A 25,137-nucleotide genomic window follows, 5' to 3' on the forward strand; every position below is an offset into this window, starting at 1 on the left:
CGGCGTGGTCCTCGGCCCGCACGACGGCCCGGTGCTCGAAGAGAGAACGGGTGGTCACCAGCGAGAACGCGATATCGGCGAGGGACGCCTCGGGACGGCCTTCCAGGTGGGACAGCAGCCGCGCGGCCTGCGCCCGCACCGCCCCCTCCGTCCTGCCGGAGACCGGCAGCGGCAGCGGCAGGCCCGCCGTCGGCGACCCGGCGGCCGAGGGCGTCTCCCCGTCGGCCGACGGGGTCCCCTCGGCGATGTCCTGTTCGACGCCCTGCTCGATGATGAGGTGGGCGTTGGTGCCGCTGAAGCCGAACGAAGACACGGCGGCCCGGCGCGGGTGACCCGTCTCGGGCCACTCCCGCGCCTCGGCCAGCAGCTCCACCGCGCCCGCGGCCCAGTCCACGTGCGAGGACGGCGCGTCGACGTGCAGGGTCCTGGGCGCGACGCCGTGCCGCATCCCCATGATCATCTTGATCACACCGGCGACACCCGCAGCCGCCTGCGTGTGACCGATGTTCGACTTGATCGACCCCAGCAGCAGCGGCCGGTCCTCCGGCCGGTCCTGACCGTAGGTGGCGAGCAGCGCCTGCGCCTCGATCGGGTCACCGAGAGTGGTCCCGGTCCCGTGCCCCTCCACCACGTCCACCTCGGACGCCGACAGGCGCGCTCCGGCCAGGGCCTGGCGGATCACCCGCCGCTGCGAGGGGCCGTTCGGCGCGGTCAGCCCGTTGGACGCGCCGTCCTGGTTCACCGCGGAACCCCGCACCACCGCCAGCACGTCGTGACCGTTGCGCCGGGCGTCCGACAGGCGCTCCAGCACCAGCACCCCGACGCCCTCGGCCCAGCTCACGCCGTCCGCGCCGTCCGCGAACGACTTGCATCGCCCGTCGGCGGACAGCCCTCGCTGCCGGGAGAACTCCACGAAGGCCCCGGGCGTGGCCATCACGGTCACACCGCCGGCCAGGGCGAGCTCACACTCCCCCGAGAGCAGTGCCTGTGCGGCCAGATGCACCGCGACCAGCGAGGACGAGCAGGCCGTGTCGACCGTCACGGCCGGCCCTTCCAGCCCCAGCGTGTAGGACACCCGGCCGGAGACGACGCTCGCGGCGGTCCCCGTACCCCGGTAGCCCTCGAACTCGCCCGCGCCCAGGATCCCGCTGTAGTCGGTGTACATCACCCCGGCGAACACGCCCGTCCGGCTGCCCCGGAGCGTGGCCGGGTCGATTCCCGCCCGCTCGACGGCCTCCCAGGAGGTCTCCAGCAACAGGCGCTGCTGCGCGTCCGTCGCGAGTGCCTCCCGCGGGCTCATTCCGAAGAAGTCCGCGTCGAACTCCGCCGCGTCGTGCAGGAAGCCGCCCTGCCTGGTGTACGAGCTGCCCGCGTGGTCGGCGTCCGGGTGGTAGAGCACCCCCAGATCCCAGCCGCGATTGACCGGGAAGCCCGTGATCGCGTCATGGCCCTCCGCCACCAACCGCCACAGGTCCTCCGGCGAGGCGACGCCACCCGGATAGCGGCAGCCCATCCCGACGATCACGACCGGGTCGTCGGCGACCGGCGTGATCGTGGCCGGAACGGCGACGTCCCGCTCGCCCAGCGCCTCCTCCAGCAGGAACTCCGCCAGCACGGCGGGCGTGGGATGGTCGAAGACCAGCGTGGCCGGCAGGCGCAGCCCGGTCGCCGCGTTCAACCGATTGCGCAACTCCACCGCGGTCAGGCTGTCGAAGCCCAGCTCCCGAAACTCCCGCCGGACGTCCACCGCCTTCGGCGAGGTGTGCCCCAGTACCAGTGCCACCTCGGTACGCACCAGGTCCACCAGTAGCCGGACACGCTCGGCGGGTTCCGCCCCGATCAGCCGTCCCACCAGCGCGCCGTCGCCGGCCACGGCCGACGCCATCCCTGACACCGCCGACCTGCGGACCCCGCGCACCAGCCCGCGCAGCAGGTGCGGCACCTCACCACCCACCCGCACCGCCGCCAGGTCCAACCGCACCGGAACCACGGCGGGCCCGCCGGACCCGATCGCCGCCTCGAACAACACCACACCCTGCTCCGGCGTGATCGCCGACATCCCGGCACGCGTCAACCGACGCGCCTGAACCTCGTCCAACCCACCCGTCATCCCCGCGCCCTGCTCCCACGGACCCCACGCCAACGACACCCCCGCCAGCCCCAGCCCGCGCCGATACTCAGCCAACGCGTCCAAGAACGCGTTCGCCGCCGCATAGTTGCCCTGCCCCGCCCCACCGAACGTCCCCGCCACCGACGAGAACACGATGAAATCGGCCAGATCCTCATCCTGGGTCAGCTCGTGCAGATGCCAGGCGGCGTCCACCTTCGGCCGCAACACCACATCCAGATCCTCAGCCGACAACGACGGGATCGTCCCATCGGCCAGCACACCCGCGGTGTGGATCACCGCCGTCAACGGGTGTTCCTCCGGCACTTCGGCCAGCAGCTCCGCCACCTGATCCCGATCGGCCACATCACACGCGACGACCTCGACCTCGACCCCATGCGCGATCAACTCCGCCCGCAACTCCACCGCGCCAGGGGCATCCAACCCCCGACGGCTGGTCAGCAGCAGACGACGCACCCCACGCTCGGCCACCACATGCCGCGCGAACAAACCCCCCAGACCACCCGTACCACCAGTGATCAACACCGTCCCCTCGGAATCCCAGACCCGCCCCTCACCCAAGCCGGAGACGGAACCGGACCCGAGATCAACGCCGCGCTCGGAGGCGGGCGTCACCCGCGCCAGGCGCGGCACCCGCACCTCACCCCTGCGCACCGCCACCTGCGGCTCACCCGAGGCCAGCACCCCCGCCAACACAGACGACGACAACTCCTCATCGATGTCCACCAGCACGAACCGACCAGGATTCTCCACCTGCGCAGAACGCACCAACCCCCACACCGCCGCAGCCCCCAAATCCGCAACCACCTCACCCTCACCCGCGACCACCGCACCCCGCGTCACCACCACCAACCGCGAACCCACACACCGCTCATCGGCCAACCACCCCTGCACCAACCCCAGAACACGAACGGTCAAAGCACGCACCGCCCCCACCACCGCGCCCGCCGGATCCGAGACCGCCTCGGCCACCACCGCGTCCGGCACCGGCACCAGCGAGGGCAGATCCTCATGAGCCGGAACCGCCTGCCCGGCCGCCCGCCATACCTCGGCGACACCCAGCACGTCCGGGCCGAGCACCGCCACCGGTGACACATCAGCCGAAGAGGGCTCCGCCACCGGCGTCCACTCCACCCCGAACAGCGCCTCCCGCTCGACTCCCCCGCTCTGGAAGGCCGCGCCAAGCCGGTCGGACGGGATCGGGCGCAGCACCAGTGAGCGCACCGACAGCACCGGCTCCCCGACCACGTCCACCGCGCTCAACGACAGCTCACCATCACCCACCCACGCCAACCGCACCCGCAGCACCGACGCCCCACCCGCGTGCAGACGCACCCCACCCCACGAGAACGGCAACCGCACACCCTCAAAACCATCCAGATCAGCAAAAGCCACCACATGCAACGCCGCGTCCAGCAACGCCGGATGCAAACCGAAACCACCCGCATCGGCAACCTGCTCAGGCACCACCACCTCGGCGAACAGCGCACCGTCCACCCCCCGCCACGCCGCCCGCACCCCCTGGAACACCGGCCCGTAATTCAACCCGCTGCCGGCCAGCCGCTCGTACAACCCGTCCACCTCGACCACCGACGCACCCCTCGGCGGCCACGCCTCACCCTCGAAAGCCTCGAACTCCTCCCCGGCCCGGCCACCGGCCGCCGCACCGTTACTTCCCGCGCCGATCCCCCCACCGGCCAGCACACCACTCGCGTGCCGTACCCAGGCATCATGCTCACCGGCCCCCGCAGGCCGAGCATGAACACTCACCTCACGCCGACCCACCCCATCCGCAGCCCCCACCCGCACCTGCACCGCCACCGCATCGTCCTCACCCAGCACCAACGGCGCCACCAACGTCAACTCCTCCACCACCCCACACCCGACCTCATCCCCCGCCCGCACCACCAACTCCAAAAACCCCGTACCCGGAAAAATCACCATCCCGCCCACCACATGATCCGCCAACCACGGATGCGACCCCAACGAGACACGACCCGTCAACAACGCCTCATCACTGTCGGCCAACCCCATGACCGCACCCAGCAGCGGATGCCGGGCAGCCGTCAGGCCGAGCCCTCGGGCATCCCCGGTCGAGGTCGGGTTCGGCCAGTACCGCTCGCGCTGGAAGGCGTACGTCGGCACCTCCACCCGGCGGGCGCCGGGGAAAACCGCCTGCCAGTCCACCGGCACCCCACGCACGTGCAGGGCCGTCAGCGCCGACATGACCGCCGTTCGCTCGTCGCGTCCCCCACGCAGTACCGGCACCAGCACCGCGTCCGCCTCCCCTGCGGGGTCCGTGGCGTGTAGGTGCGAATCCGGCGTCGAGTCGGTGTCACGTGAGTCCGGACTCGCGGCGAGGGTGTCGGCGGCCATCGCGGTGAGCACCCCGTCGGGGCCGAGTTCCAGGTAGGCCCGAACCCCCTGGCCGTGCAGGGTACGGATGCCGTCGGCGAAGCGAACCGCGCCACGCACCTGTTCCACCCAGTACTCCGGCGAACACAACCGCTCCGCCGTCGCCGACTCCCCGGTCAACGTCGACACGATCGGGATCTCCGGCGGGCTGAAGGAGAGCGACCCGGCCACCGCGCGGAACTCCTCCAGCATCGGGTCCATCAGCGGGGAGTGGAACGCGTGCGACACCCGCAACCGCTTCGCCCTGATACCCCGCTCCTCCAGGGCGGCGGCCACCTCCAGCACCGCCTGCTCAACCCCGGAGATCACCACCGACGCGGGACCGTTCACCGCCGCGACCGACACCTGCTCCTCACGTCCGGCCAGCAGCTCGACGACTTCCCCCTCGGAGGCCCGCACCGACGCCATCGCCCCACCGGAGGGAAGCGCCTGCATCAACCGCGCCCGCGCCGCCACCAACACGCACGCGTCCTGCAGCGACAACACCCCCGCCACATGAGCAGCGGCGATCTCCCCGACCGAGTGCCCGGCCAGCACGTTCGGCCGGATCCCCCACGAGGACACCAGCCGGAACAGCGCCGTCTCCACCGCGAACAGCGCGGGCTGCGCCCACCCCGTCCGATCCAGCAACCCCGCCTCCGCCGACCCCGGCTCGGCGAACAACACCTCACGCAACGAGCCCTCAAGCAGCGGATCCAGCTCCGCGACCACCTCGTCCAACGCGGCCGCGAACACCGGGAACCGCTCGTACAGCTCCCGGCCCATCCCCGCCCGCTGCGACCCCTGACCGGTGAACAACACCGCCAGCTTGGCCTGCCTGCCATGGCCCTTGATCACACCGGCGGCGCCGCCGTCCGCGAGCGACGTCAGCCCCGCTCGCAGTTCGGCGTGATCGGCGGCGAGGACCCCCGCTCGATGCTCGAACGCCGACCGCGTCGTGGCCAGCGAGAACGCCAGGTCGTCCAGCGACGTCTCGGGCGCACCGTCCACATGGGCGAGCAGGCGCGCGGCCTGGGCCCGCAGCGCCTCGTCGGTCCGGCCCGACAGCAGCACGGGCACCACGCCCGCGGGCGTCCTGCCGGCCGCGGGCGCGTCCGTTTCAGGCTCCGGCGCCTCCTCCAGCACCACGTGGGCGTTGGTGCCGCTCACCCCGAAGGAGGACACCCCCGCCCGGTGCGGCTGCCCGGTCTCGGGCCAGGACCGCTGCTCGGTCAGCAGCTCCAGCGTGCCCGCGGACCAGTCCACCCGCGACGAGGGGGCGTCGACGTGCAGTGTCTTCGGCAGCACCCCGTGCCGCATCGCGAGCACCATCTTGATCACACCGGCCACACCGGCGGCGGCCTGCGTGTGACCGATGTTCGACTTCACCGACCCCAGCAGCAGGGGTCGTTCCCTGTCCTCGCCGAACGTGGAGATCAACGCCTCGGTCTCGATCGGGTCGCCCAGCGTCGTACCGGTCCCGTGTCCCTCCACCACGTCGATGTCCGCCGCCGACAGCCGCGCGTTCGCCAGGGCATCACGGATCACCCGCTGCTGTGAGGGGCCGTTCGGCGCGGTCAGGCCGTTGGAGGCGCCGTCCTGGTTCACCGCGGAACCACGGATGACCGCGAGCACCTCGTGCCCGTTGCGCCGGGCGTCCGACAGCAGTTCCAGCACCAGCACGCCCACGCCCTCGGACCAGCCCGTGCCGTCGGCGCTGTCGGCGTACGCCCTGCACCGCCCGCTGGGCGACAGACCACCCTGGCGGTTGAACTCGATGAAGGTGCTGGGCGTCGACATGACCGTCACACCGCCCGCGAGCGCGAGGGTGCACTCGCCCATCCGCAGCGAGTGCGCGGCCCAGTGCAGCGCGACCAGCGAGGACGAGCAGGCCGTGTCCACCGTCACCGCCGGGCCGACCAGGCCGAGCGTGTACGACAGCCTGCCGGACATCACGCTGTTCGCCGTACCGGTGAGCCCGAAGGCGTCGATGTCGTGCGGCAGGGTGTCGCGGTAGTCGGGGGACATCGCGCCGATGAAGGCGCCCGTCTGGCTGCCCCGCAGCGCGATCGGGTCGATGCCCGCTCTCTCGACGGCCTCCCAGGTGGCTTCGAGCAGCAGCCTCTGCTGCGGATCCATGCCCAGCGCCTCCCGGGGGGAGATGCCGAAGAAGCCGGCGTCGAACTCCGCCGCGTCGCGCAGGAAACCACCGGACAGCGACGGCGGTACGGCGTCGCCGTACTCGTCGCGGAGCCGGTCGAGGTCCCAGCCGCGGTCGGCGGGCGGCTCGGATATCGGGTCGCCGCCCTCGGCGAGCAGCCGCCACAGGTCCTCGGGCGAGGCCACACCGCCCGGGTAGCGGCAGGTCATCCCGATGATCGCGATCGGCTGCTGGTTCTGTTCCTCAAGATCGTGGACGCGTTGACGGGTGCGCCGGAGATCGGTGGTCGCCCGCTTGAGGTATTCCCGGAGTTTCGCTTCGTTGTCCACAGCTCAACCCTTTTCAACGACCAGCACGAACTCATCAACTCGCCGGGACCCGGATGCCTCGCAACCGAGTTCGGCGATCACAGCACCGCCGGACGGACCACACCGGCCGCGGTCGAACCCACAGGCTCCGCCAACATCGGATCAGTCTCGGCTCCGCGCTCCCCGAAAATCATTAGTAACTCCGGCGCCGAGAGTGGGAAAAAGACCAGCGAGCCGGGCCGTACACTCGCGCAGTGACTCCTCCGCTCCCTGAAGGGAGCGGCTTCTCGTTAAGCCGCTTCCGCAGCGTCGCGAAGGGCAAGCCCTGCCCTGAGAATGTTGGTCGCCGCGTTTACATCGGCGTGCGCGGCATGCCCGCACGACACGCACCGGAACTCGGCTTGAGTGACGCGGTTCTCCTTCGCGCAGTGCCCGCATCGGGCACAGGTGCGGGAGGTGTTGGCGGGGTTCACCGCGATCAGCTCTCGACCGGCGCTTTCAGCCTTGTCCGCGAGGATCGTCAGGAACACCCCCAACCCCGCGTCCAGAATGCTGCGATTGAGACCGGACTTGGCCGCCACGTTGACGCCGGGCGCCGCCAGCGTGCCAGAGGCCGAGCGGGTCAGGTTCGCGATCCGCAGGTCCTCGTGCACGATCACGTCGTAGCCGCCGACCAGCGCGAGGGCCGCCTTGTGCGCGCCGTCCAAGCGCTGACGGCGGACCTTGGCATGCAGGGCCGCGACGCGGGCCACCGCCTTGCGGCGCCGCGCGGAGCCGCGTTTCTTGCGGGAGAGGTCGCGCTGGGCGGCGGCGAGGCGCTCGGCGCAGGCGGCCAGGTGGCGCGGGTTGGCCAGGTGCTCACCCTCGCTGGTGGTGACCAGCGACGCCACCCCCAGATCGATCCCGACAGCAGTGCCGGTGGCGGGCAGCGGCTCGGCGGGCACGTCGTCACACGACAAGATCACATACCAGCGCGAGCCCTCCCGCTTGACGCCGATCGTCTTGACGGTGCCACGCACCGGCCGGTGCCGGTGGACGCGGACGTGGCCGACACCCTGAAGGCGCAGATATGTCGCGGTGGGGTGTTCAGGCTGGGAGTCCCACCGGCAACCGTCGCCGTCTTTCGGCCATTCGACGCTGTCGAGGCGTCCGTTGCCCTTGAAGCGGGGAAAGCCCGGCGTGCGCCCGGCCTTGACGCGGGCGAAGAACGCCGCAAATGCCTTGTCCAGGCGGCGCAGGGTGGCCTGCTGAGAGGAGAACGACCACCGGCCCTGACCGCCCGCGTCGTCGGCGCGGATGTACTTGAGGTCGGCGGATTGGTCACCGTAGCGGATGCTCACCTTCGCCTTGGCGTAGGCGGTGCGGCGGTGCTCCAGCGCGGCGTTGTACAAGGCACGGTGATCATCCAGGCACGCGGCCAACGCGGCACTCTGGCGGGCGGTGGGACGCAACAGGAACTTCAACGACCTACGCACGAGCACCACCCCCCTCGCTCGAACCTTTGTTCCCACCGTATCGAACACCGGAAAGAGGCGACGCGGAATGCGCGAACCCGCCAGGCCACTACACGCTCGGGCTTGGGCGGCCCTCCCGCTCCCGATTCCCCCGTCGCCTGAAGACGACGGTCCCCTCGGGAGGAACTGATGGCCGGTCAGCTGCATGTCACAGCAGAGTTGTCGGAGTACGTTCGGCGGATGTCGCTTCGGGAGGACGAGATCCTGCGTTCCCTGCGCGAGGAGACCGCCGCCCTGCCCGCGGGCATGGCGATGCAGGTCATGGCCGAGGAGGGGCAGCTGTTGACGCTGCTCGCCCGGCTCGTGGGCGCGCGGACCGTGCTGGAGGTCGGCACCTTCACCGGCTACAGCACGCTGTGCCTCGCCCGCGCGGTCGCTCCCGAGGGGCGCGTCATCACCTGCGACATCACCGAGCGGTGGCCCCGCGTCGGAATGCCCCACTGGCGCCGGGCCGGTGTGCTCGACCGGATCGACCTGCGGATCGGCGACGCCTCGGACACCCTCGCCGCGCTCCTGCTCGACGAGGGGCCCGGCTCGGTCGACCTCGTGTTCATCGACGCGGACAAGCCCGGCTACCCGAAGTACTACGAGGCCGCCCTGTCACTGCTCAGGGAGAACGGGCTGATCGTGGTGGACAACACCCTGTTCTTCGGCAAGGTCACCGACCCGGCGGCGCGGGACGCGGACACCGAGGCCATCCGCGAGTTCAACGCCCTCCTGCGAGAGGACCACCGGGTGGACATCTCACTGCTGCCGGCGGCGGACGGCATCACCCTGGTGCGCAAGCGGGGAGCGACCGAACCGCCCTGCTAGACGACGGGTGAGGGGCTGCGCAGATCGAAGGGCCGGGGGCCTGACGAGGTCCCGAGGGTCCCGAGGTCGCGTGCGACGAGGGTCATGGTGGTGGGCGGGCCCTGCGGTGCCGGGACGAGGTGGAGTCGTTCCAGACCGCTCACCCCGGAGGCGGGCAGCCTCCCGACGCACGGGCACTTCCCTTCGGTGAATCCGCTGAACCGGTAGGCGATCTCCATCATCCGGTTGCGGTCGGTGCGGCGGAAGTCGGCCACCAGGTGCACGTCCGCGCGGGCGGCCTGGTCGATCAGCCAGCGCAGGATCACCGTGCCCGCGCCGAAGGACACGACCCTGCAGGAGGTGGCGAGCAGCTTCAGATGCCATGTCCTGCGGCCCAGCTCCAGCAGGATGACCCCGACCGCCCCGTGCGGCCCGAAACGGTCGCTCAACGAGGTGACCAGGACGCGGTGCCCGGGATCGTCGAGCAGCCGCTCCAGCGTCTCCCGCGAGTAGTGCACACCGGTCGCGTTCATCTGGCTGGTGCGCAGGGTCAGCTCCTCGACGCGGGCGAGGTGTTCGGCCGTCGCGTGCTCGATGTGCATCACCAGGCCGAGCGAGCGGATGAACTCCTCGTCAGGACCGGTGAAGCCGGACTTCGCGGCCTGCCGGCGGAACCCCGCCTGGTACATCCGCCGCCGGCTTCTCGCGTCCTCGGTCACCGTCTCCGGGCTGAACTCCGGCAGCCCGACCAGCTCGGCGACGTGTTCGGCGGAGTAGCACCGTACGTCGGGAAGGTGGAACGCCACCTCGGCCCGTTCCGCGGCCTGGTCGTCGATGAACGCGATCGTGTCGAGGGCGAACCGCAGTTCGTCCGCGATCTGCCGGATCGAGTCGGACTTGGGCGACCAGCCGATGTGGGGCAGCACGAAGTACTCGGCGACGCCGAGCGCCTCGAGCTTCGCCCAGGCGTGATCGTGGTCGTTCTTGCTCGCGACGGACTGCAGGATGCCCCGGGAGTCGAGCACCCGGATGAGTTCACGGATGGAGTCCGGCAGGCGGATCTCGTCGTTCTCCAGCAGAGTTCCCTGCCACAGCGTGTTGTCCAGGTCCCATACCAGGCATTTCACCACCGAGGTCTTGTCGGGCACCTGTCCTCCTCGTCTTGGTCAGTGTGACTGTGCGACGGCGTGCTGGGCGAGAATGAGCTGGCAGATCTCGCTGCTGCCCTCGATGAGCTCCATGAGCTTCGCGTCCCGATAGGCCCGCGCCACCACATGGCCGTCCTGCGCCCCCGCCGACGCCAGCACCTGTACGGCCGCCGCCGCACCGCGTGCGGCCTCGGTCGAGCCGATGTACTTGGCCAGGACCGTGGCGATCACCATCTCCGGTGACCTCTCGTCCCAGCAGCGGCTCGCGTGCTCGCAGACCCGGGTCGCCGCCTGCTCCGCCGCCATGAGCTCGGCGAGGTGGCGGGCGACGAGCTGGTGTTCGGCGAGTGGCCGGCCGAACTGCCTGCGGGTACCCGCGTGCGAGCCCGCCGCGGAGAGACAGGCCCGCAGGATCCCGACGCAACCCCAGGCCACCGATATCCGGCCGTAGGCCAGGGCCGTGGTGACCAGCAGCTGGAGCTGCTGGCCGCCGCCCCCGAGCACCGCGCTCGCCGGAAGCCGTACGGCGTCGAGGTCGACGTCGGCGTGCCCGGCGGCCCGGCAGCCGCTGGGGTTGGGCACCGGGCGTACGGTGACCCCCGGGGTCTCGGCGGGGACGACGACGGCGGCGCCCTCGTCCCCGTACCGTCCGAAGACGACGATCAGATCGGCGTAGCGGGCGACGGTGGTCCACGTCTTTCGCCCGTCGACCACCACCGTGTCGCCGTCGGCACGTATCCGCGTGGTCAGCGCCGTCACATCGCTGCCGGCCTCGCGCTCGCTGAAGGCGACGGCGGCCAGCTCGCCGCCGGTCAGCCTCGGAAGGTACTCCTGGCGCTGACGGGCGTCACCGAGCCGCTGGATCGTCCAGGCCGCCATGCCCTGTGACGTCATCACGCTGCGCAGGGAACTGCACAGGCTGCCCACGTGCGCGGTGAGGGCGCCGTTGTCGGAGCTGTTCGCACCGACACCGCCGTATTCGGGCGGCACCTCGGCGCAGAGCAGGCCCAGCTTGCCGAGGGTCCGCAGCGTCTCGGTGGGAAGGAGACCTTCGAGGTCCCATTCCGCCGCCTGGTCGCCGACCAGGTCGGTGACCCCTTGGCGCGCCTGGGCGAGCCATTCAGGCATGGTCCGCCACCGGTGTGTCCAGCAGCCGCAGGACGAGGGAGGCCATCCGCTCGACGGTGCGGAAGTTGTCCAGCTTCAGGTCCTCGCCGAGGATGGCGATGCCGTACCTCTGCTCCAGGTGGACGACCAACTCCATGGCGAACATCGAGTTGACGAGCCCGGAGGCGAACAGGTCTCTGTCGACGGCGACCTCCGTTTTGATCCGCTCCTGGAGGAAGTCGAGGATCTGTTTCCGGATGGTGTCGGGGGTCGGCTGAAGCGTCTCTTCTGGGTGCGTGTTCACGAAAGCACCTTCTCGTAGTCGTAGAAGCCCTTACCGGATTTACGCCCAAGATGGCCCATCGCCACCTTCTCCAGCAGGAGTTCACAGGGCTGGAAGTTCGCGTCGCCGGTGCGCTCCCACAGGGCTCGCAGCGCGTCGACCAGGTTGTCCAGCCCGATCAGGTCGGCCGTGCGCAGGGGCCCCGTGGGGTGTCCGAGGCAGCCTCGCATCAGGTCGTCCACCGACTCGGCGCTGGTCACACCGGCCGCGACGATCCGTGCCGCCTCGTTGATCATCGGGTGGAGCAGCCTGCTCGTGACGAATCCCGGAGCGTCCCTCACGACGATCCCGCGGCGCCCCATCCGTGCCAGCAGTCCGGTGACCGCGGTCATCGTCTCGTCGCTCGTCAGGTCGCCTCTGATCACCTCCACCATCGTGATCAGGTAGGCGGGGTTCATGAAGTGGACGCCGACCAGCTCGTCCGGGCGGACGGTGAACCTTCCCAGCTCCCCGATCGGGATGCCGGAGGTGTTGGAGATCAGCGGGGTGCCGGCCCTGAGCAGCTGTGACGTCTCGCCCAGTACCTTCGCCTTGATCTCGGCGTCCTCGACGACGGCTTCGACGACCGCGGTGGCGCCGGCGACGGCCGCGGGGTCCGTGGTCGTCGTCAGGTCGGCCACCTGACCCTTCGCCGGTACCGTGCCCATCAGCCGCGCGTGCCGGAGTTGGAGGTCGACGCGGTGCCGGGCGTCGGCGAGCTTGTCCTCCGACACGTCGACGAGTACGACCGGGATACCGTGGCCGATCGCCACGACCGCGATCCCCGTGCCCATCACTCCGGCCCCTAGGACCCCCAGACGGGCATCTTCCACTTCGTTCATCCCTGAGCCTCACATAGCGGTTCGAGTTTGCCTTTCCCGTGCTTCACGGGCCGCCTCTCCCCCTGTACGCCGAGGGCTTGAGAGACGGCCGTGAACTCACCAGCTCGACGCGAGGATGAGGTCTCCGAAGTCCCGCTCGCGCGAGGCGTGCTGGAGGTCGGACTCCACCATCATGTGCATCAGCTGCTCGAAGCTCACGCTGGGCTCCCAGCCGAGCTCGATCCGGGCGCGGCTCGGGTCGGCGCAGAGGGTCTCCACCTCCGCGGGACGCACCAGCGCCGGGTCGACGACGACGTGGTCGCGCCAGTCCAGTCCCACATACTCGAAGGCCATCTGTACGGCGTCGCGCACCGAGTGCATGTGCCCGGTGCCCACGACGTAGTCGGTGGGTTCGTCCTGCTGCAGCATGAGGTGCATCGCCCTGACGTAGTCGCCGGCGAATCCCCAGTCGCGGACCGCGTCGAGGTTTCCGAGATACAGCTTGTCCTGCAGGCCGAGTTTGATGTGGGCGACCCCCAGGGAGATCTTCCTGGTCACGAACTCCGTGCCCCGGCGCGGCGACTCGTGGTTGAACAGGATCCCGGAGACGCCGTACATGTCGAACGACTCGCGATAGTTCCGGGTGATGAAATGGCCGTATGTCTTCGCGACCCCGTAGGGACTGCGCGGATGAAAGATCGTCGTCTCGTGCTGCGGGCTCTCCGCCACCTTGCCGAACATCTCCGAGGACGACGCCTGGTAGAAGCGGATCTGACCACTGTTGCCGTCACGTGACTTGTCCAGCCCGCATACCAGGCGGATCGCCTCCAGCATCCGGAGCACGCCCATGCCGTTGACCTCGGTGGTCAGCTCGGCCTGGTCCCAGGACATCGGGACGAAGGAGATCGCCGCGAGGTTGTACACCTCGTCGGGCTGCACCTTGTCCACCGCGCTCACCAGGCTCCCCTCGTCCAGCAGGTCGCCGTTGACGAATGACAGATCGCTGACAAGGCGGCTGACACGGGATTTCCTGGGATTCGCCTGGCCTCTGATCAACCCCCAAACCTGGTATCCCAGGGACAGTAGATGCTCAGCCAGATAAGAGCCGTCTTGACCGGTGATACCGGTGATCAGCGCGCGCCTGGACATGCACTTTCCTTTCAGCACCGCGAACAGATTCCGACCGGACACCGTCGCGACCGCGAAGACGCCGACGGCGTGCCCACAGCGGGAATCGAGTCCGTCGGGCCGGCGGACCGCCGGCCCGTGACCGAGGGAGTTCTTCCGGGTGTCAGATGATCGGCGGTGACAGTGGCCTGCCACCAGAGTCGAGAAGGCCGGGAAACGCCGAGGAATTACCGGGACTCCAGGGATTCCTGGGACTTCTGGGACTTCTGGGACTTTAGAGACTGGAGGGCTCACCGCGAACTCCCACGGAACCGTCGGCGAGATCGTGATCGGCACCCGGGCCATCCGGCTGACAAGATCGGCGGCCCGGTGCCGGAAGCGCTACTCCTCGACCCAGCCGTGTGTCTGGGCGAGGCCGACGAGGCATCGGCGGACGCCGAGCAACTGTTCCGCCGTCATCGTCGGCACGGCCACGAGCAGGGCTTCCGTGATCTCCTGCGTCATTTCCCCGACGGAGAGCACGTCACAGAAACCGGCGTCGTTGCCCTGGCGGTCGGTGGCGGAGACAGCCGGTGCCGGCGCCGATGCCGGTGCCGCCGCGATCGACGCGGGCGTCGGCGCGGGTTTCGGCACGGCGGGCGGAGACGACAGGGACGACGATGACGACAGGGACGGCGAGGGCGGCGAGGACAGGGCGGCCTTCGGTGCGGCAGGCCTGTCGAGTACGCGGACCTGGGACGCCTTCAGTCCCTTTCCGCCGTTCTCGACCCTGAATTCGACTCTCGTGTCGATCGAGAGGAGACGCTTGTCGCTGTTCAGGTCGTTGACGTGCATGAAAACATCTTCGCCACCCGAGTCGGGGGCGATGAAACCGAATCCGCGAAATTCATCGAAGCTGACGAGCTTACCCGTTACCACCACACCGCACCTCACCAGAGCCACGTTTTCCCGAAATGGGTACCTCTTGCTCGGATAATCGTCTGCGATAACCGCGGAAACCCACTCCCGATTCCGATGGGAGCGCGACCACGGTTATCCCGCATACGATTTACCGCTCACTTCCAAAGTTGTCGAGTATGTTTACTCGGCTATCTTGGTACGCTCGGACCACTGGAAGACCGGAAGGTTCTCCCCGTCGACCGTAAGAAATTCACCGTTGTGCACGAAGTGCTCGTATCCCGCACCGGAGAGAATCTTCACCTTCTCCTCCGGGGCGACCATGGTTCGAACGGGGCTTTGACCGGAAAGTCGCTCCGGCCCACCGGATAGCACAATTTTCGCACTGGTCACGATGAAACCTCCCTTGCCGTTCCGGCGGCGCGGTCGTCTAGATCACCACGCGACCGCAGGCCGATTACATGGACTTACTTCACGAAGTCGGGCAGAATCCGGGGCGGCCAGGAGCCGAGCCGGAAAATGCCCATGGAGTACGCCTTGGAGACCAGAGCCGGGCGGTTGGTGGCCTTCAGCTTCCGCAGCAGCGTCGTCACGTGATACTCCACGCCGCCGCGGCTGAGGTACAGCATCGACGCGAGCTGCACGGTCGACACCCCGGCGGCCACCCCTTCGAGTACCCGCGCCTCCATGCTGCTGAGCAGTCTCTTCTTCCCGGTCAGCAGGTCGTCACGCTGCTCCCGGTCGGGTCGTACCACCACCATGACGCTCTCGACGTGGCCGGCCTCGCCGTGCAGCGCGATCCCGGTGAGCTCACCGCCGAGCACGGTCTGGTCCGGCCGCACGGCGATCACCCGCTCCTCGAAGCGGGCGCGCCGGTGGTCCGTCAGATGGGTGAACTGCTGTCCCAGCTTGTCGCGGACGCTCAGATGGAGTAACTCGCAGAACGCCAGCCCTCGAATGTCCGCCAGGGAACGCCCGAATTGCTTGGTGAATTCGAGATTCGCCTCGATAACCCTGGTCGCGTGGTCGAGATTCGCCACGCAGATCCCCGACTGGTCGAAAAAGGAACGATACTGGTCTATCCCGTCGGCGGGTTGGCCGACTAACCGAAGCCGCCGTTCCTCATCAACCGGAGCGATGCCGATATCAATACTCATCTGATTACCATTCCTCTCCTCCAGCAGACGAGACGATGACCCGATAACTATGGGGTAACGACCAAATCCACTTATTAACATGATATTAATCGGTCCGAAAGCAGGTCAACATAAGTCCACGACAAACAGTAAAAGACTGTGGTGCGTGAGGCGTCCGGTTCGGACCTTGCGGTGCGGTGGGGCGGTCTCGTTCGGTACCGAACTTCCCTGCGCCCACCCGGGGAAATAGTTCACGTCCCGCACTAAATAGCGTGCGTGCGGCCGGGGCCCTCGAACCGGCGACGGCACCACACCGCCCGCCGGAAATTACCCGTCGCGACGCGGATCATGCCGGACCCGCGAACCGTGATGCCCGGCGCCGACCGGGGTCCCCGGCGCGGATTTCCGCCGACCGGCCCGAAGCGATGACTTCGCGGACTCCCGGCTCCTCGGCCCCCGCCGGGTGACCGCCCACAGGCATCCGGCCGGCGGACCACCCGGCCGTCCGACCGGCGGAGACCGCGCCGGACGACGGCGGGAATCGGGGGCCACGCCCCGGAGACCTTCACAGAAGGTGGCAGGCGGCGATTCGCCTGGCGGGATCCGGCGGAGCGGCCGTCACACCGCCTATTCGTCCGCGTTCCGCGCGCCCAGTTCCTCGACGAGCGCCGCCCTGCCGCTCACCCCGAGCTTGCGATAGGTGCTCGTCAGGCTCTTTTCGACGGCACGCCGGGTCACCCCGAGTGAGTCGGCGATCCGCTGGTTCGTCCATCCCCGCAGTACGAAGGCGACGACCGTCTCCTCGGTCTTGGTCAGCTCGCCTCGCTCGGGTGCGGACAGTCGCAGCGCCGGGCCGTTCAGCTCCGAGTCCCTGTCGCCCTCGGCCCAGGAGACGCCACGTTCCCTCGCGATCCGCGTGCCCTCGGAGACAAACTCCTCCGCGTCGTCGGCACCCATCTCCGCGAGTCTTCTGCCGAGGAGCGTGAGTGTCCTGGACAGCTCGATCCGATCCTCGGAACGGCGAAGCGCCTCGACGGCCCGCCTGAGGAGATCGACGCCCTCCTCACCAGGAGCGATCATGCCGCGCAGCCGCAGCGCACGGCCGTACGTCGAGGGGGCGCCCCACTCGCAGGCGAAGGCGTACTCCTCATCGGCCAGCTCGGTCGCCGCCTGCACCCTCCCGAGCCGGTGGTTCACCGCCGCGGCCCATACCCGCCAGGGGTACAGTGCCGCGTTCGTCCACCCGCAGCGCGACAGCTGCCTGCCGCTGTCGAGGAACCTGTGCAGCGCTGCCGCCAGATCGCCCCGCACCGCGTCCAGCATCCCCCGGACCATGCGATGCGCGACCACCACCCGGAGGTCACCGCTCTCCGGACTGGTGCGGATCACCCGCTCGCCCAGCTCGACGTCCTGCGTCTCAAGCGCGATCATGGCGAGCGTCCAGATGGACAGCGTCCTCGCCTCCGGCCAGGACGAACCGGCGTTGTCGGCCACGCTCAGCGCGGTGCTCCTGGCCTGGAGCACATGCCCCGACGCGCGAAGGATCATGCTCCGCTCCGCGTTGACCAGCGCGATGACCCCTTCGAGCTCCTGGCGCTGAGCCTGTTCTCGCATCGCCTCCAGCCACGGGGTCACCGAAGCCGCCGTGTCGGCGAGGACCAGTGCCTGGACCAGCAGCGGGAGAGCGGTGTAGGCATGCCCCGCGCGCGGCGGCTCCCGCTCCAGGATCCGGCCGACGAGGGCGGAGATCTCGGCGGCCGTGGCACCACCGGTCATCGTCGCCGCGTACGCGAGCACGGCCAGCAGCTCCCGCCCGGGACCCGTGGAGACCGGCACCTCCGCACCGAACCCCCGTAGCCGGTCGGCCGCCGCGCCGAGATGCGCGGCGTCCTGCATCCCGAGACAGCGGGTGCGGGCCTCCAGCCGCAGGCCGAGGTCTCCCTGCGCGTACGAAGGACCCCGCTCATGGAGCTGCCGCGCCACGTCCTGGACGAGCGCGCCCGATGACGGGTTGACCGTGCCGATCACGGGCGGGATCCACAGCACCGCCTCCGCCCGCTCCGTCACCGAGGTGAGCATCGGCACGGCCTGCGAGATGTGGGTGACCGAGGACGCGAGGTCGAATCCCCGCTCGGCGGCGGCCAGGTCGACCAGGAGCCGCCCCCTGGCCTCGCTGTCCGGCGGCCTGTCCAGCAGCGCGTGCCGGATGTAACGGGCCGCCTTCCTCCCGGCACCGCGTTCGAGCGCGGCGCCGGCGGCCGCGCGCAGGACACCGATCTCCCAGGCCTCGTACCCTGCGGTGACCTGCAGAAGCTGGTCGGCGACGTGCTCGGCCGGGTGGCCGACGGTGTGCAAAAGCGCCGCCGCCCGGCGGTGCATCGAGGCGCGCGTGTCGGTGCTCATCCCCGATTCGATGCCGTACCGCACGCTCTGGTGGACGAACCGGGGCAATTCGCCGCCGGCGAGCAGGCCCAGGCGGTCCAGGGTCTGCATCGCGGACTTGTAGTCGATACTGTCCAGACCGGCGAGTTCGCTGATCAGCTCCGGCTCCGCCAGGTCTCCGAGCACGACCATCGCCTGCGCGAGATCCCGGACGACCACGGGCTGGATGCCGAGGCAGAACATCCGGCGGTCGCGGAGGAACGGCTGGCTCGCGGCGTGAACCTCACCGGCCCGTGCCGCGACCGGCTGGAAGCCGGCCGTGCGCAACCTGTGCAGCATCGCGGCCAACGAAGCGGGATTCCCACCGGACACCTCATGACAGGCTCGGGCGAATTCGAGATCGCAGGACTCCCCGAACTCCTCGCCGATCAGCCGACGCACTCCTCCGACGGAGAGCGGCCTCGGGTGCAGCGTACGAGCGCCCGAGGCGGCGATCTCCCTGAGCAACATCGGGTCGGAGGCCGCGCACTCCTCGGAGAAGGCCCCGGCGACCAGAACCCGCGTGCCGTCCAGCCGCCTGGCGAGGTACGCCAGCCAGCGAAGGGACGGCGCGTCCGCCCACTGCAGGTCGTCGACCACCACCACCAGGGCCCTGCCCTCGCCGCCCTCGCCGCCCTCGCTGAGGTTGGCGATCAGCGAGTTCAGCCCCTGCAGGACCGACTCCTGCCTGAGCGACCGGTTCGGTCCGATCGCGTGCGACTCACCGAAGAACATCCCCTGCACCAGGCTCGCCGTGCCCTGGAACCAGGTATCCCAGCGATCCTTCTCCGCCCCGGCCAGGATCGGCTCGAACAACTGCTGGACGACGCCGAACGCGAAGTCCTGTTCGAGGAGCGTGCCGCCGGCGCGCAGGACCCGCGCGTGCGGGGCGGCCGCGTCGGCCAGGGTGCGCAACAGGGCCGACTTGCCGACGCCGGGCGGGCCGATGACCGCCATCATGGATCCGTTGCCCGCCACGGCCGCCTGAACCGCCTGCTCCGCCCGCGCCAGCTCCTTTTCCCGTTCCAGCAGCATGGATTCACTCACCCATGTTCCGCGGTGCCGGGATCGAGGCGAGGAGCGAGGCGAGTTCGTTGCGGTTGGTGACCGCGAGCTTGCGATAGATCGTGGTCAGCCGCAGCTCCACCGTCCGGAGGCTCACCGACAGGACGCTCGCGATGTAGGCGTTCGAGTGACCCGCGGCGGCCAGCCCCGCGACCCGTTCCTCATTGGCGGTCAGTGGGTACCTCGTTTCGTTCAGCGCCGACGCCCCTTCCGCGACAACCTCCACGGCAGGGCGCTCGGACCGTCCGGTGAGTCTAGCGGCAGGCGCGTCGATTCTCACCGTCGCCTCCGATCGACTCCGAGTCACGATGTATCCCCTCGCCGCCGACGACGCCGCGGCGGGCTCGGCCGGCACCGTCGCGTGGCGGCCGTACGGCGCCGGCTCCCGCGGGATTCGCACGTCGTGTTCGAGGTCGCTCGCCGCCTGGACACCGTCCAGCACCTGCGACGCGCACAGTCGCGCGACATCCAGCGCACTGGGGGCGCCCCACTCCCTCGCCCGCTCCCACCCCTCCAACGCCAGCCGCCTGGCGGTCTCGGTGTTGCCGCACGCGCTGTTCGCCACGGCGGCCACCGATCGCCATGACAGCACCGCGGGATTCGTCCAGCCCCTGGACAGAAGCACGCGCCCGCACTCGTTGATGTCGCGCAGCGCGGCCTCGGGGTCCGCCAGCTCCATGTGCACCCTGGCGCGCGTGTACAGCAGTGCCGCCCAGGCCACGCCCTGGTCCGCTCCCGAAGGGAACTCGAAGGCCAGCGACTGCTCGGCCTTCTCCACGGACCGGCCGGCGAGATGCAGGTAGGCCTCCGTCGCGACAAGGAAGGGGACCATCCGCGGATGCCACGAGGTGAGCGGCAACTCCGCCAGTGCCGCCTCGAAGTCGTACACCGCCTGCCCGAGGTTTCCCCGCCGCATCTCGCATCGGCCGCGGTGGATCAGCGCCAGCGCGGCCGGTGCCCGTGCGCCGCAGCGCCGGGCGTCGGCCAGGACCTCGTCCAGCCCGATCACCGCCTCGGCGACCTCGTCGGCCAGAAGCAGCGCCCTCGCCGCGTGGATCCTGGGGCTGAACGGCTGCTCCTCACCCCTCACCTGGAAGGCCGTCCTGGCCAGTTCCCGCACCCGTGGCAGACGCTCCCCCCTGGCGGCGAGCATCCAGGCCGCGACGCCCGCCCGCACGGGGTCTCCCGGCTCGTCGGACGGTTCGGGGAACGAGTGCACGGGCAGCGCGGGATCACCGGGCGCGCAGTCGTTCTCCGCGAGCCATCCGATGGCCGCCAGCGATTCGAGGCCGGCTCCACCCGCCCCTCTGCGCGCGTGGGCCGTCGCGACGGCGCGGTACGTGGCGGACGCGTCGCCCCGCGAGCCGAGCAGATCGGCCGCCCGGACGAGTGTCCCGACCGACACCTCGGTACCGCTGTTCAGCAGCACCTGCTGCAGCCGCCTGTCGCTCGTCTCCGAGTTGCGGTCCGCCTCCATCATCGCCAGCTCGATGAGCAGCCGTTGCCGCTGCTCGTCCCCCACCGGCTCCCTGAGCGCCCGGCCGAGCAGTGCCGCGGCACCCTCGTGATCCCCGTCGAGACGACGCTGCGTGGCCACCCGGCTCAGAAGGCTCACCACCCATTCGGCACCGACCGGCCGCGTGTTGAGCAGCAACCGGGCGAGCCGTTCCTCCGGGATCGCCGCCCGGTACCCGAGCTCGACGGCGCGCATCGCGAGTGCCTGCCGCTCCCCGATCTCCATCCGGGCCAGCGCCCTGGCGGCGATGAGCGGGCTCGACGGCGACGGGGTCCTCCCCTCGGTCACCAGCCCCAGGCGCACGAGGACGGACAGTGCCTGCTCGGAGGACATCGTCCTCGGTGGCGCCAGCGAGGCGAGCAGGTCGGCGTCGAGGCCGCCCTCGCAGACGGCTATCGCGAGCAGCAGCGCGAGCGCGTCCGCGGGCAGGCGGGAGATGCCCCTCGTCACCTGGTCACCGCTCACCTCGGCGGCCCGCTCCAGCAGAGCCGGGACGTACCGCGCGACGGGCGGCAGGGAGGCGCGCACGAAATGGTCGAGCACGGCGAGCAGGGCCGCCGGGCTGCCGCCCGTGGCTTCGGTGGCCGCGGTCACGAACGCCCCGTCGACGGGCCCCGCGTACCGGGAGACGATCACCTCCCGGACCCCGTGCTCGCGCAGCGGCGGCACGTGGATCACGCTGCTGGAGACCGGCCCGGGCTCGGTGACCGGTTCGACGGCGCAGTCTTCGCCGGGAGCTCCGGCCTGCACCAGGAGAATCGGCGCATATCGCAGCCGGTGTGTCATGGCCGCCAGCCATGCCTTCGATTCCTCGTCCGCCCACCGGGCATCGTCCAGGGCGATCAGCAACGGACGGTTTCCCGCGAGCGCCACGAACTCCCCGCACAGCGCGGGAATCAAGGTCGTGGCCGGCTGTTCCTCCGCCCACAGGCGCCGCGCGAAGGCCGGATATCCGGCGCCGGCCAGTCCGGCGGCGATCTGCGAGACCACGCTGTAGCGGAGATCGGCCTCGGCGGGCGAGCAGCGGGCGAGGACAGCGAGCAGCCCGGCCTTCCTGGCGCGGGCGACGACCGCCCTGAGCAGCGCGCTCCTTCCCGTGCCCGGCGCCCCGAGTACGGTCACCACCCCCGGACGGCCACGCAGGAGCATCGCCACCTGCTTACCCAGCAGGCTTGTCTGCCCTTCCCTCTCGGCCAGGAACTCCGGTGCGGCATCCCTCCAGCGAGCGCCTCGCTCGGTGACACTCACCGACCACGTGCGTGCCGGCCCGTGCGTCGCGGCTCTCCCCTTCGCTAGCGCCATGCGCACGACACCGGCTCGTCGCTGACGGCCGGCGAGACCGCTTCGGACTCCCCGCCGGGGCCTGCCGTGACACGAGAGGGGGCCGAAGCCCTCCGGGGCAGGCTCGGAGCCCCGACCACGGTCGCATCAGTGCCACGGACGGGCGCGGGAACCTCGCCGTTCAGCCCGACCGATCCGTCCGTGACCTTGGCTTCGACTCTGTGTCCAGTATCGCTGAACATTTCGCACCTCGAATCGACGACGCATGCGCTTGATCTCAAGCACTCCGATCGCCTACTGAGGAGACCTTAATCACAGCAATGTTGGTTTACAAGCATTTGCCTTGGATTTACCTGTGATTGCCTTTATTTATCTGTGTTCGACGGCCTGACCACCTCTCCTTCGAATGGCCGGAGACACCGGGCCGGCGTCTCGGAGAAGCGGCCCCCCTCCGAAGGAGGAGCGGGCGAGCGGTGGCACGACGACAACGGACGACCTCACACCTCACCGGTACGGCGGCGCGCCCGCGACCTGACGTCTACAGGGGGATGTTGGTGTGGCGGCCCCGGCGCGCCGGAGCGGCGGCCAGGGCCTCGCCGAGCCGCAGCCGGGTGTACGCCGGGTCGATCACCTCGTCGACGACGCCGATGCTCACCGCCCTGGCCACGCCCCCCGCGATCCTCTCGTGCTCCGCGGCCAGGCCGGCCAGCAGCTCCTCACGCTCGTCCTGCGCCACGGCGGCGAGCTTCTTGCGGTGCAGGATCTCCACCGCCGCCTTCGCCCCCATGATCGCCACCTCGGCCTCCGGCCACGCGAACACGGCGGTGGCACCGAGTGACCGGGAGTTCATCGCGATGTAGGCGCCACCGTAGGACTTGCGCGTGACCAACGTGACCCGCGGCACGCTCGCCTCGGCGAACGCGTGCAGCAGCTTCGCTCCCCGGCGAACCACACCCTCCCACTCCTGCCCGACTCCGGGCAGGTAGCCGGGGACATCGACAAGCACGAGCAGGGGCACGCCGAACGAGTCACACATCCGAACGAACCTTGATGTCTTATCCGAGGACAGCGAGTCGAGGCAACCGCCCTTGCGCAGCGGATTGTTCGCGATCACCCCTACCGTCCGCCCGGCGAGCCGGCCGAACCCGATCACCATGTTCGGCGCCCACCTGGGCTGCAACTCGACGAAACCCGGCTCCCCGTTCTCTGCGTCCTCGCCGTCCAGAATCGCCCTGACCAGCGGGCGAACATCGTACGCGCGCCGAGGTGAGTCGGGGAGCAGGTCGCGCAGCGGCCTCGCCTCGCGCACCGAGTCCACGTCGACGAATCCCGGCTTCGCCAGCAGCGTGACGAGCCGGCGGGCGTGGGCGAAGGCCTCCTCCTCGGACCCCGTGGCGATGTGGGCCACCCCGGACTTCCGGCTGTGCGCGTCCGGCCCGCCGAGGCTCTCCATGTCGATCTGCTCGCCGGTGACCGACCTGACGATGTCCGGGCCCGTGATGAAGACGCGGGCGGCGTCAGACATGATCACGATGTCGGTCAGCGCAGGACCGTAGGCCGCGCCGCCCGCCGCGGGACCGAGCACGACGGACAGCTGCGGGACCTCGCCCGAGGCCCGGACCATCGCGGCGAACATCTCCCCGATCTCGTGCATCGCCGACACGCCTTCGTTGAGCTTCGCGCCGCCGGAGTGCCACACGCCGATCACCGGGCAACGTTCGCGCACCGCGAGGTCGATGGCGTCGGCGATCAGCGGGCACTCGTCGACCCCGATCGCACCGCCCTTCACGGTGGCGTCGGTGCAGTAGATCACTACTCGCACGCCGTCGACCCGGCCGTAGGCGACCGCCACTCCCACGCCTTCGCGCCGGTGGATGATCTCAAGCGAGCCCGGATCCGACAGCCGTGACATCCGAACCGCCGGGTCGCGAGGGTCAAGGGACGGCTCATCTCGGTCCACCACAGCCACTGAGGGAAATGTCATCGCTCACCTCTGCGAATCGCCCGTCGTCCGAACCGTAAGTGAACCAGCGGCGGCGCCGGGAAAACCCCTAGTCTTGCCCGGTCGATCCACAGACGCCTCGCGTCAGGGCAGCCGGAGCAGCCCTTCGCGCACGCGCGTGATGATGCTGAGCGACGGTTGGTTGTCGACCTCGGCGAGGGGATGCATTCTGAGGAGGTTCCAACCGATCGCGTCACCGATCAGGACGATGGCCACCCCGATCGGCATCCTGAGGCGTCCCGCGATCTCGACCACCGCCATGGGCTCCCGGCACATGTCGCAGATCCAGCGATATTCCGGAGACAGCGCGGGATCGTCGGCGCTCAGCGTGCCCTGCGGCGTCACCGAGATCAGCGTGTCCATGCGCAGCGGGGCGTCGCCGTGCGTACGCCCTCCGGAGATCACGTACGGCCGTGGTCCGACCGGCCGCGAGTTCTCGTTCTCGTACCTCGTCGAGTGCGGAGGCGCCCAGTCCGGGTCCGTTGCCGGCGTGGGGGTGGCACGAGGCACCGCGTCCGGGGAACTTTCGACATAGTGGTGCTCGTCGGCGTCCGCCCACGACCTCTCCGGGACGTCGTATCCCTCCGGGGCGTCATATCCCTCCGGGACGTCGTATCCCTCCGGGGCGCCGTACCCCTCCGGAGCGTCGTATCTCTCCAGGGCGCCGTACCCCTCCGGGGCGTCATATCCCTCCGGGGCGCCGTACGCCCCTTCCTGACCGACGACGGCCACCTCGGCATCCCAGACACCGTCGTCCGTCTCAACATCCCGCGCGCCGTCGTGCGCCTCGACGTCCCGCGCGCCGTCCTCCACCTCGACGTCCTGCGCGTCTTCCGCCTCCGCTTCCGCGGGTTTGGGCAGGAACTGGTGCTCGGCCCAGGTCCTGTAGTCGCCCCAGCCGCCGAACGCGGAAGCATGGTAGCTGGGTTTGTCAGCGAATCGCCGTCGTCGCCTCCTACCGTTGGACATCGCCGGGATCTCACCTGCTCTCGAAAG

Annotated in this window: 15 protein-coding genes (1 of these 15 cut by a window edge); 1 reads left to right on the forward strand and 14 read right to left on the reverse strand. The window is 69.8% G+C overall.

Features of this window, described 5'->3' with window-relative positions; translation table 11 throughout:
* Nucleotides 1-7,012, reverse strand: partial view of a type I polyketide synthase gene (locus ABZ664_RS36715; RefSeq protein ID WP_362521168.1) — the start only. 22,622 nt of this gene lie to the left of the window's left edge; the window shows 7,012 of its 29,634 coding nt (coding positions 1-7,012); the start codon lies at nt 7,010-7,012; its stop codon lies beyond the left edge, outside the window.
* Between the two features lie 269 nt (nt 7,013-7,281).
* Nucleotides 7,282-8,466 carry a transposase gene (locus ABZ664_RS36720; protein ID WP_362521171.1) on the reverse strand — a complete coding sequence of 395 codons (1,185 nt, stop codon included), beginning with the start codon at nt 8,464-8,466 and terminating at the stop codon, nt 7,282-7,284.
* 219 nt (nt 8,467-8,685) lie between these two features.
* On the opposite strand from ABZ664_RS36720, the gene ABZ664_RS36725 reads away from it, so the two are divergent.
* Nucleotides 8,686-9,318: a class I SAM-dependent methyltransferase gene (locus ABZ664_RS36725; RefSeq protein ID WP_362521174.1), complete on the forward strand. Its 633-nt coding sequence runs from the start codon at nt 8,686-8,688 to the stop codon at nt 9,316-9,318.
* Here the strand turns inward: ABZ664_RS36725 and ABZ664_RS36730 are convergent.
* The 12 genes from ABZ664_RS36730 to ABZ664_RS36785 form a co-directional block, all read right to left on the reverse strand.
* On the reverse strand, nt 9,315-10,445 hold the full coding sequence (locus ABZ664_RS36730) for an HAD-IIIC family phosphatase (RefSeq protein ID WP_362521177.1): 1,131 nt from the start codon (nt 10,443-10,445) through the stop codon (nt 9,315-9,317). The two genes, ABZ664_RS36725 and ABZ664_RS36730, sit on opposite strands and share 4 nt — an antisense overlap.
* Nucleotides 10,446-10,463: 18 nt before the next feature.
* Nucleotides 10,464-11,573 (reverse strand): acyl-CoA dehydrogenase family protein, encoded by a 1,110-nt coding sequence (locus ABZ664_RS36735; protein WP_362521179.1) that lies wholly within the window; start codon nt 11,571-11,573, stop codon nt 10,464-10,466.
* Entirely contained in the window at nt 11,566-11,856 is a 291-nt protein-coding gene (locus ABZ664_RS36740; protein WP_362521182.1) for an acyl carrier protein, read from the reverse strand. The genes ABZ664_RS36735 and ABZ664_RS36740 overlap by 8 nt, the downstream gene beginning before the upstream one ends.
* Nucleotides 11,853-12,716: a 3-hydroxyacyl-CoA dehydrogenase family protein gene (locus ABZ664_RS36745; RefSeq protein WP_362521185.1), complete on the reverse strand. Its 864-nt coding sequence runs from the start codon at nt 12,714-12,716 to the stop codon at nt 11,853-11,855. The genes ABZ664_RS36740 and ABZ664_RS36745 overlap by 4 nt, the downstream gene beginning before the upstream one ends.
* Before the next feature lie 96 nt (nt 12,717-12,812).
* Entirely contained in the window at nt 12,813-13,844 is a 1,032-nt protein-coding gene (locus ABZ664_RS36750; protein WP_362521188.1) for a GDP-mannose 4,6-dehydratase, read from the reverse strand.
* Nucleotides 13,845-14,204: 360 nt separating this feature from the next.
* Complete coding sequence (locus tag ABZ664_RS36755; RefSeq protein ID WP_362521191.1) at nt 14,205-14,765, reverse strand: cold shock domain-containing protein; 561 nt, start codon at nt 14,763-14,765, stop codon at nt 14,205-14,207.
* 138 nt (nt 14,766-14,903) lie between these two features.
* Nucleotides 14,904-15,113, reverse strand: a complete 210-nt coding sequence (locus tag ABZ664_RS36760) for a DUF5988 family protein (protein WP_362521194.1) — start codon at nt 15,111-15,113, stop codon at nt 14,904-14,906.
* Between the two features lie 74 nt (nt 15,114-15,187).
* Nucleotides 15,188-15,958, reverse strand: coding sequence for a LuxR C-terminal-related transcriptional regulator (locus tag ABZ664_RS36765; protein ID WP_362521197.1), 771 nt, complete (start codon nt 15,956-15,958; stop codon nt 15,188-15,190).
* Nucleotides 15,959-16,483: 525 nt separating this feature from the next.
* Nucleotides 16,484-19,324, reverse strand: coding sequence for an AAA family ATPase (locus ABZ664_RS36770; RefSeq protein ID WP_362521200.1), 2,841 nt, complete (start codon nt 19,322-19,324; stop codon nt 16,484-16,486).
* Nucleotides 19,317-22,106, reverse strand: a complete 2,790-nt coding sequence (locus ABZ664_RS36775; protein WP_362521203.1) for a LuxR family transcriptional regulator — start codon at nt 22,104-22,106, stop codon at nt 19,317-19,319. Before ABZ664_RS36775 ends, ABZ664_RS36770 begins: the two co-directional genes overlap by 8 nt.
* 571 nt (nt 22,107-22,677) lie before the next feature.
* Nucleotides 22,678-24,123: a carboxyl transferase domain-containing protein gene (locus ABZ664_RS36780; RefSeq protein ID WP_362521206.1), complete on the reverse strand. Its 1,446-nt coding sequence runs from the start codon at nt 24,121-24,123 to the stop codon at nt 22,678-22,680.
* A gap of 102 nt (nt 24,124-24,225) precedes the next feature.
* Nucleotides 24,226-25,110: a DUF742 domain-containing protein gene (locus ABZ664_RS36785; RefSeq protein ID WP_362521209.1), complete on the reverse strand. Its 885-nt coding sequence runs from the start codon at nt 25,108-25,110 to the stop codon at nt 24,226-24,228.
* Nucleotides 25,111-25,137 lie beyond the last annotated feature (27 nt).

This window comes from Streptosporangium sp. NPDC006930 (assembly GCF_040635605.1).
Lineage (GTDB): Bacteria > Actinomycetota > Actinomycetes > Streptosporangiales > Streptosporangiaceae > Streptosporangium.

Coding starts and splice junctions, on each gene's coding strand:
- ABZ664_RS36725 (WP_362521174.1), top strand. CDS start 8,686: ATGTCGCTTCGGGAGGACGAGATCCTGCGTTCCCTGCGCGAGGAGACC.
- ABZ664_RS36735 (WP_362521179.1), bottom strand. CDS start 11,573: ATGCCTGAATGGCTCGCCCAGGCGCGCCAAGGGGTCACCGACCTGGTC.
- ABZ664_RS36745 (WP_362521185.1), bottom strand. CDS start 12,716: ATGAACGAAGTGGAAGATGCCCGTCTGGGGGTCCTAGGGGCCGGAGTG.
- ABZ664_RS36750 (WP_362521188.1), bottom strand. CDS start 13,844: ATGTCCAGGCGCGCGCTGATCACCGGTATCACCGGTCAAGACGGCTCT.
- ABZ664_RS36765 (WP_362521197.1), bottom strand. CDS start 15,958: ATGTTAATAAGTGGATTTGGTCGTTACCCCATAGTTATCGGGTCATCG.
- ABZ664_RS36780 (WP_362521206.1), bottom strand. CDS start 24,123: ATGACATTTCCCTCAGTGGCTGTGGTGGACCGAGATGAGCCGTCCCTT.
- ABZ664_RS36785 (WP_362521209.1), bottom strand. CDS start 25,110: ATGTCCAACGGTAGGAGGCGACGACGGCGATTCGCTGACAAACCCAGC.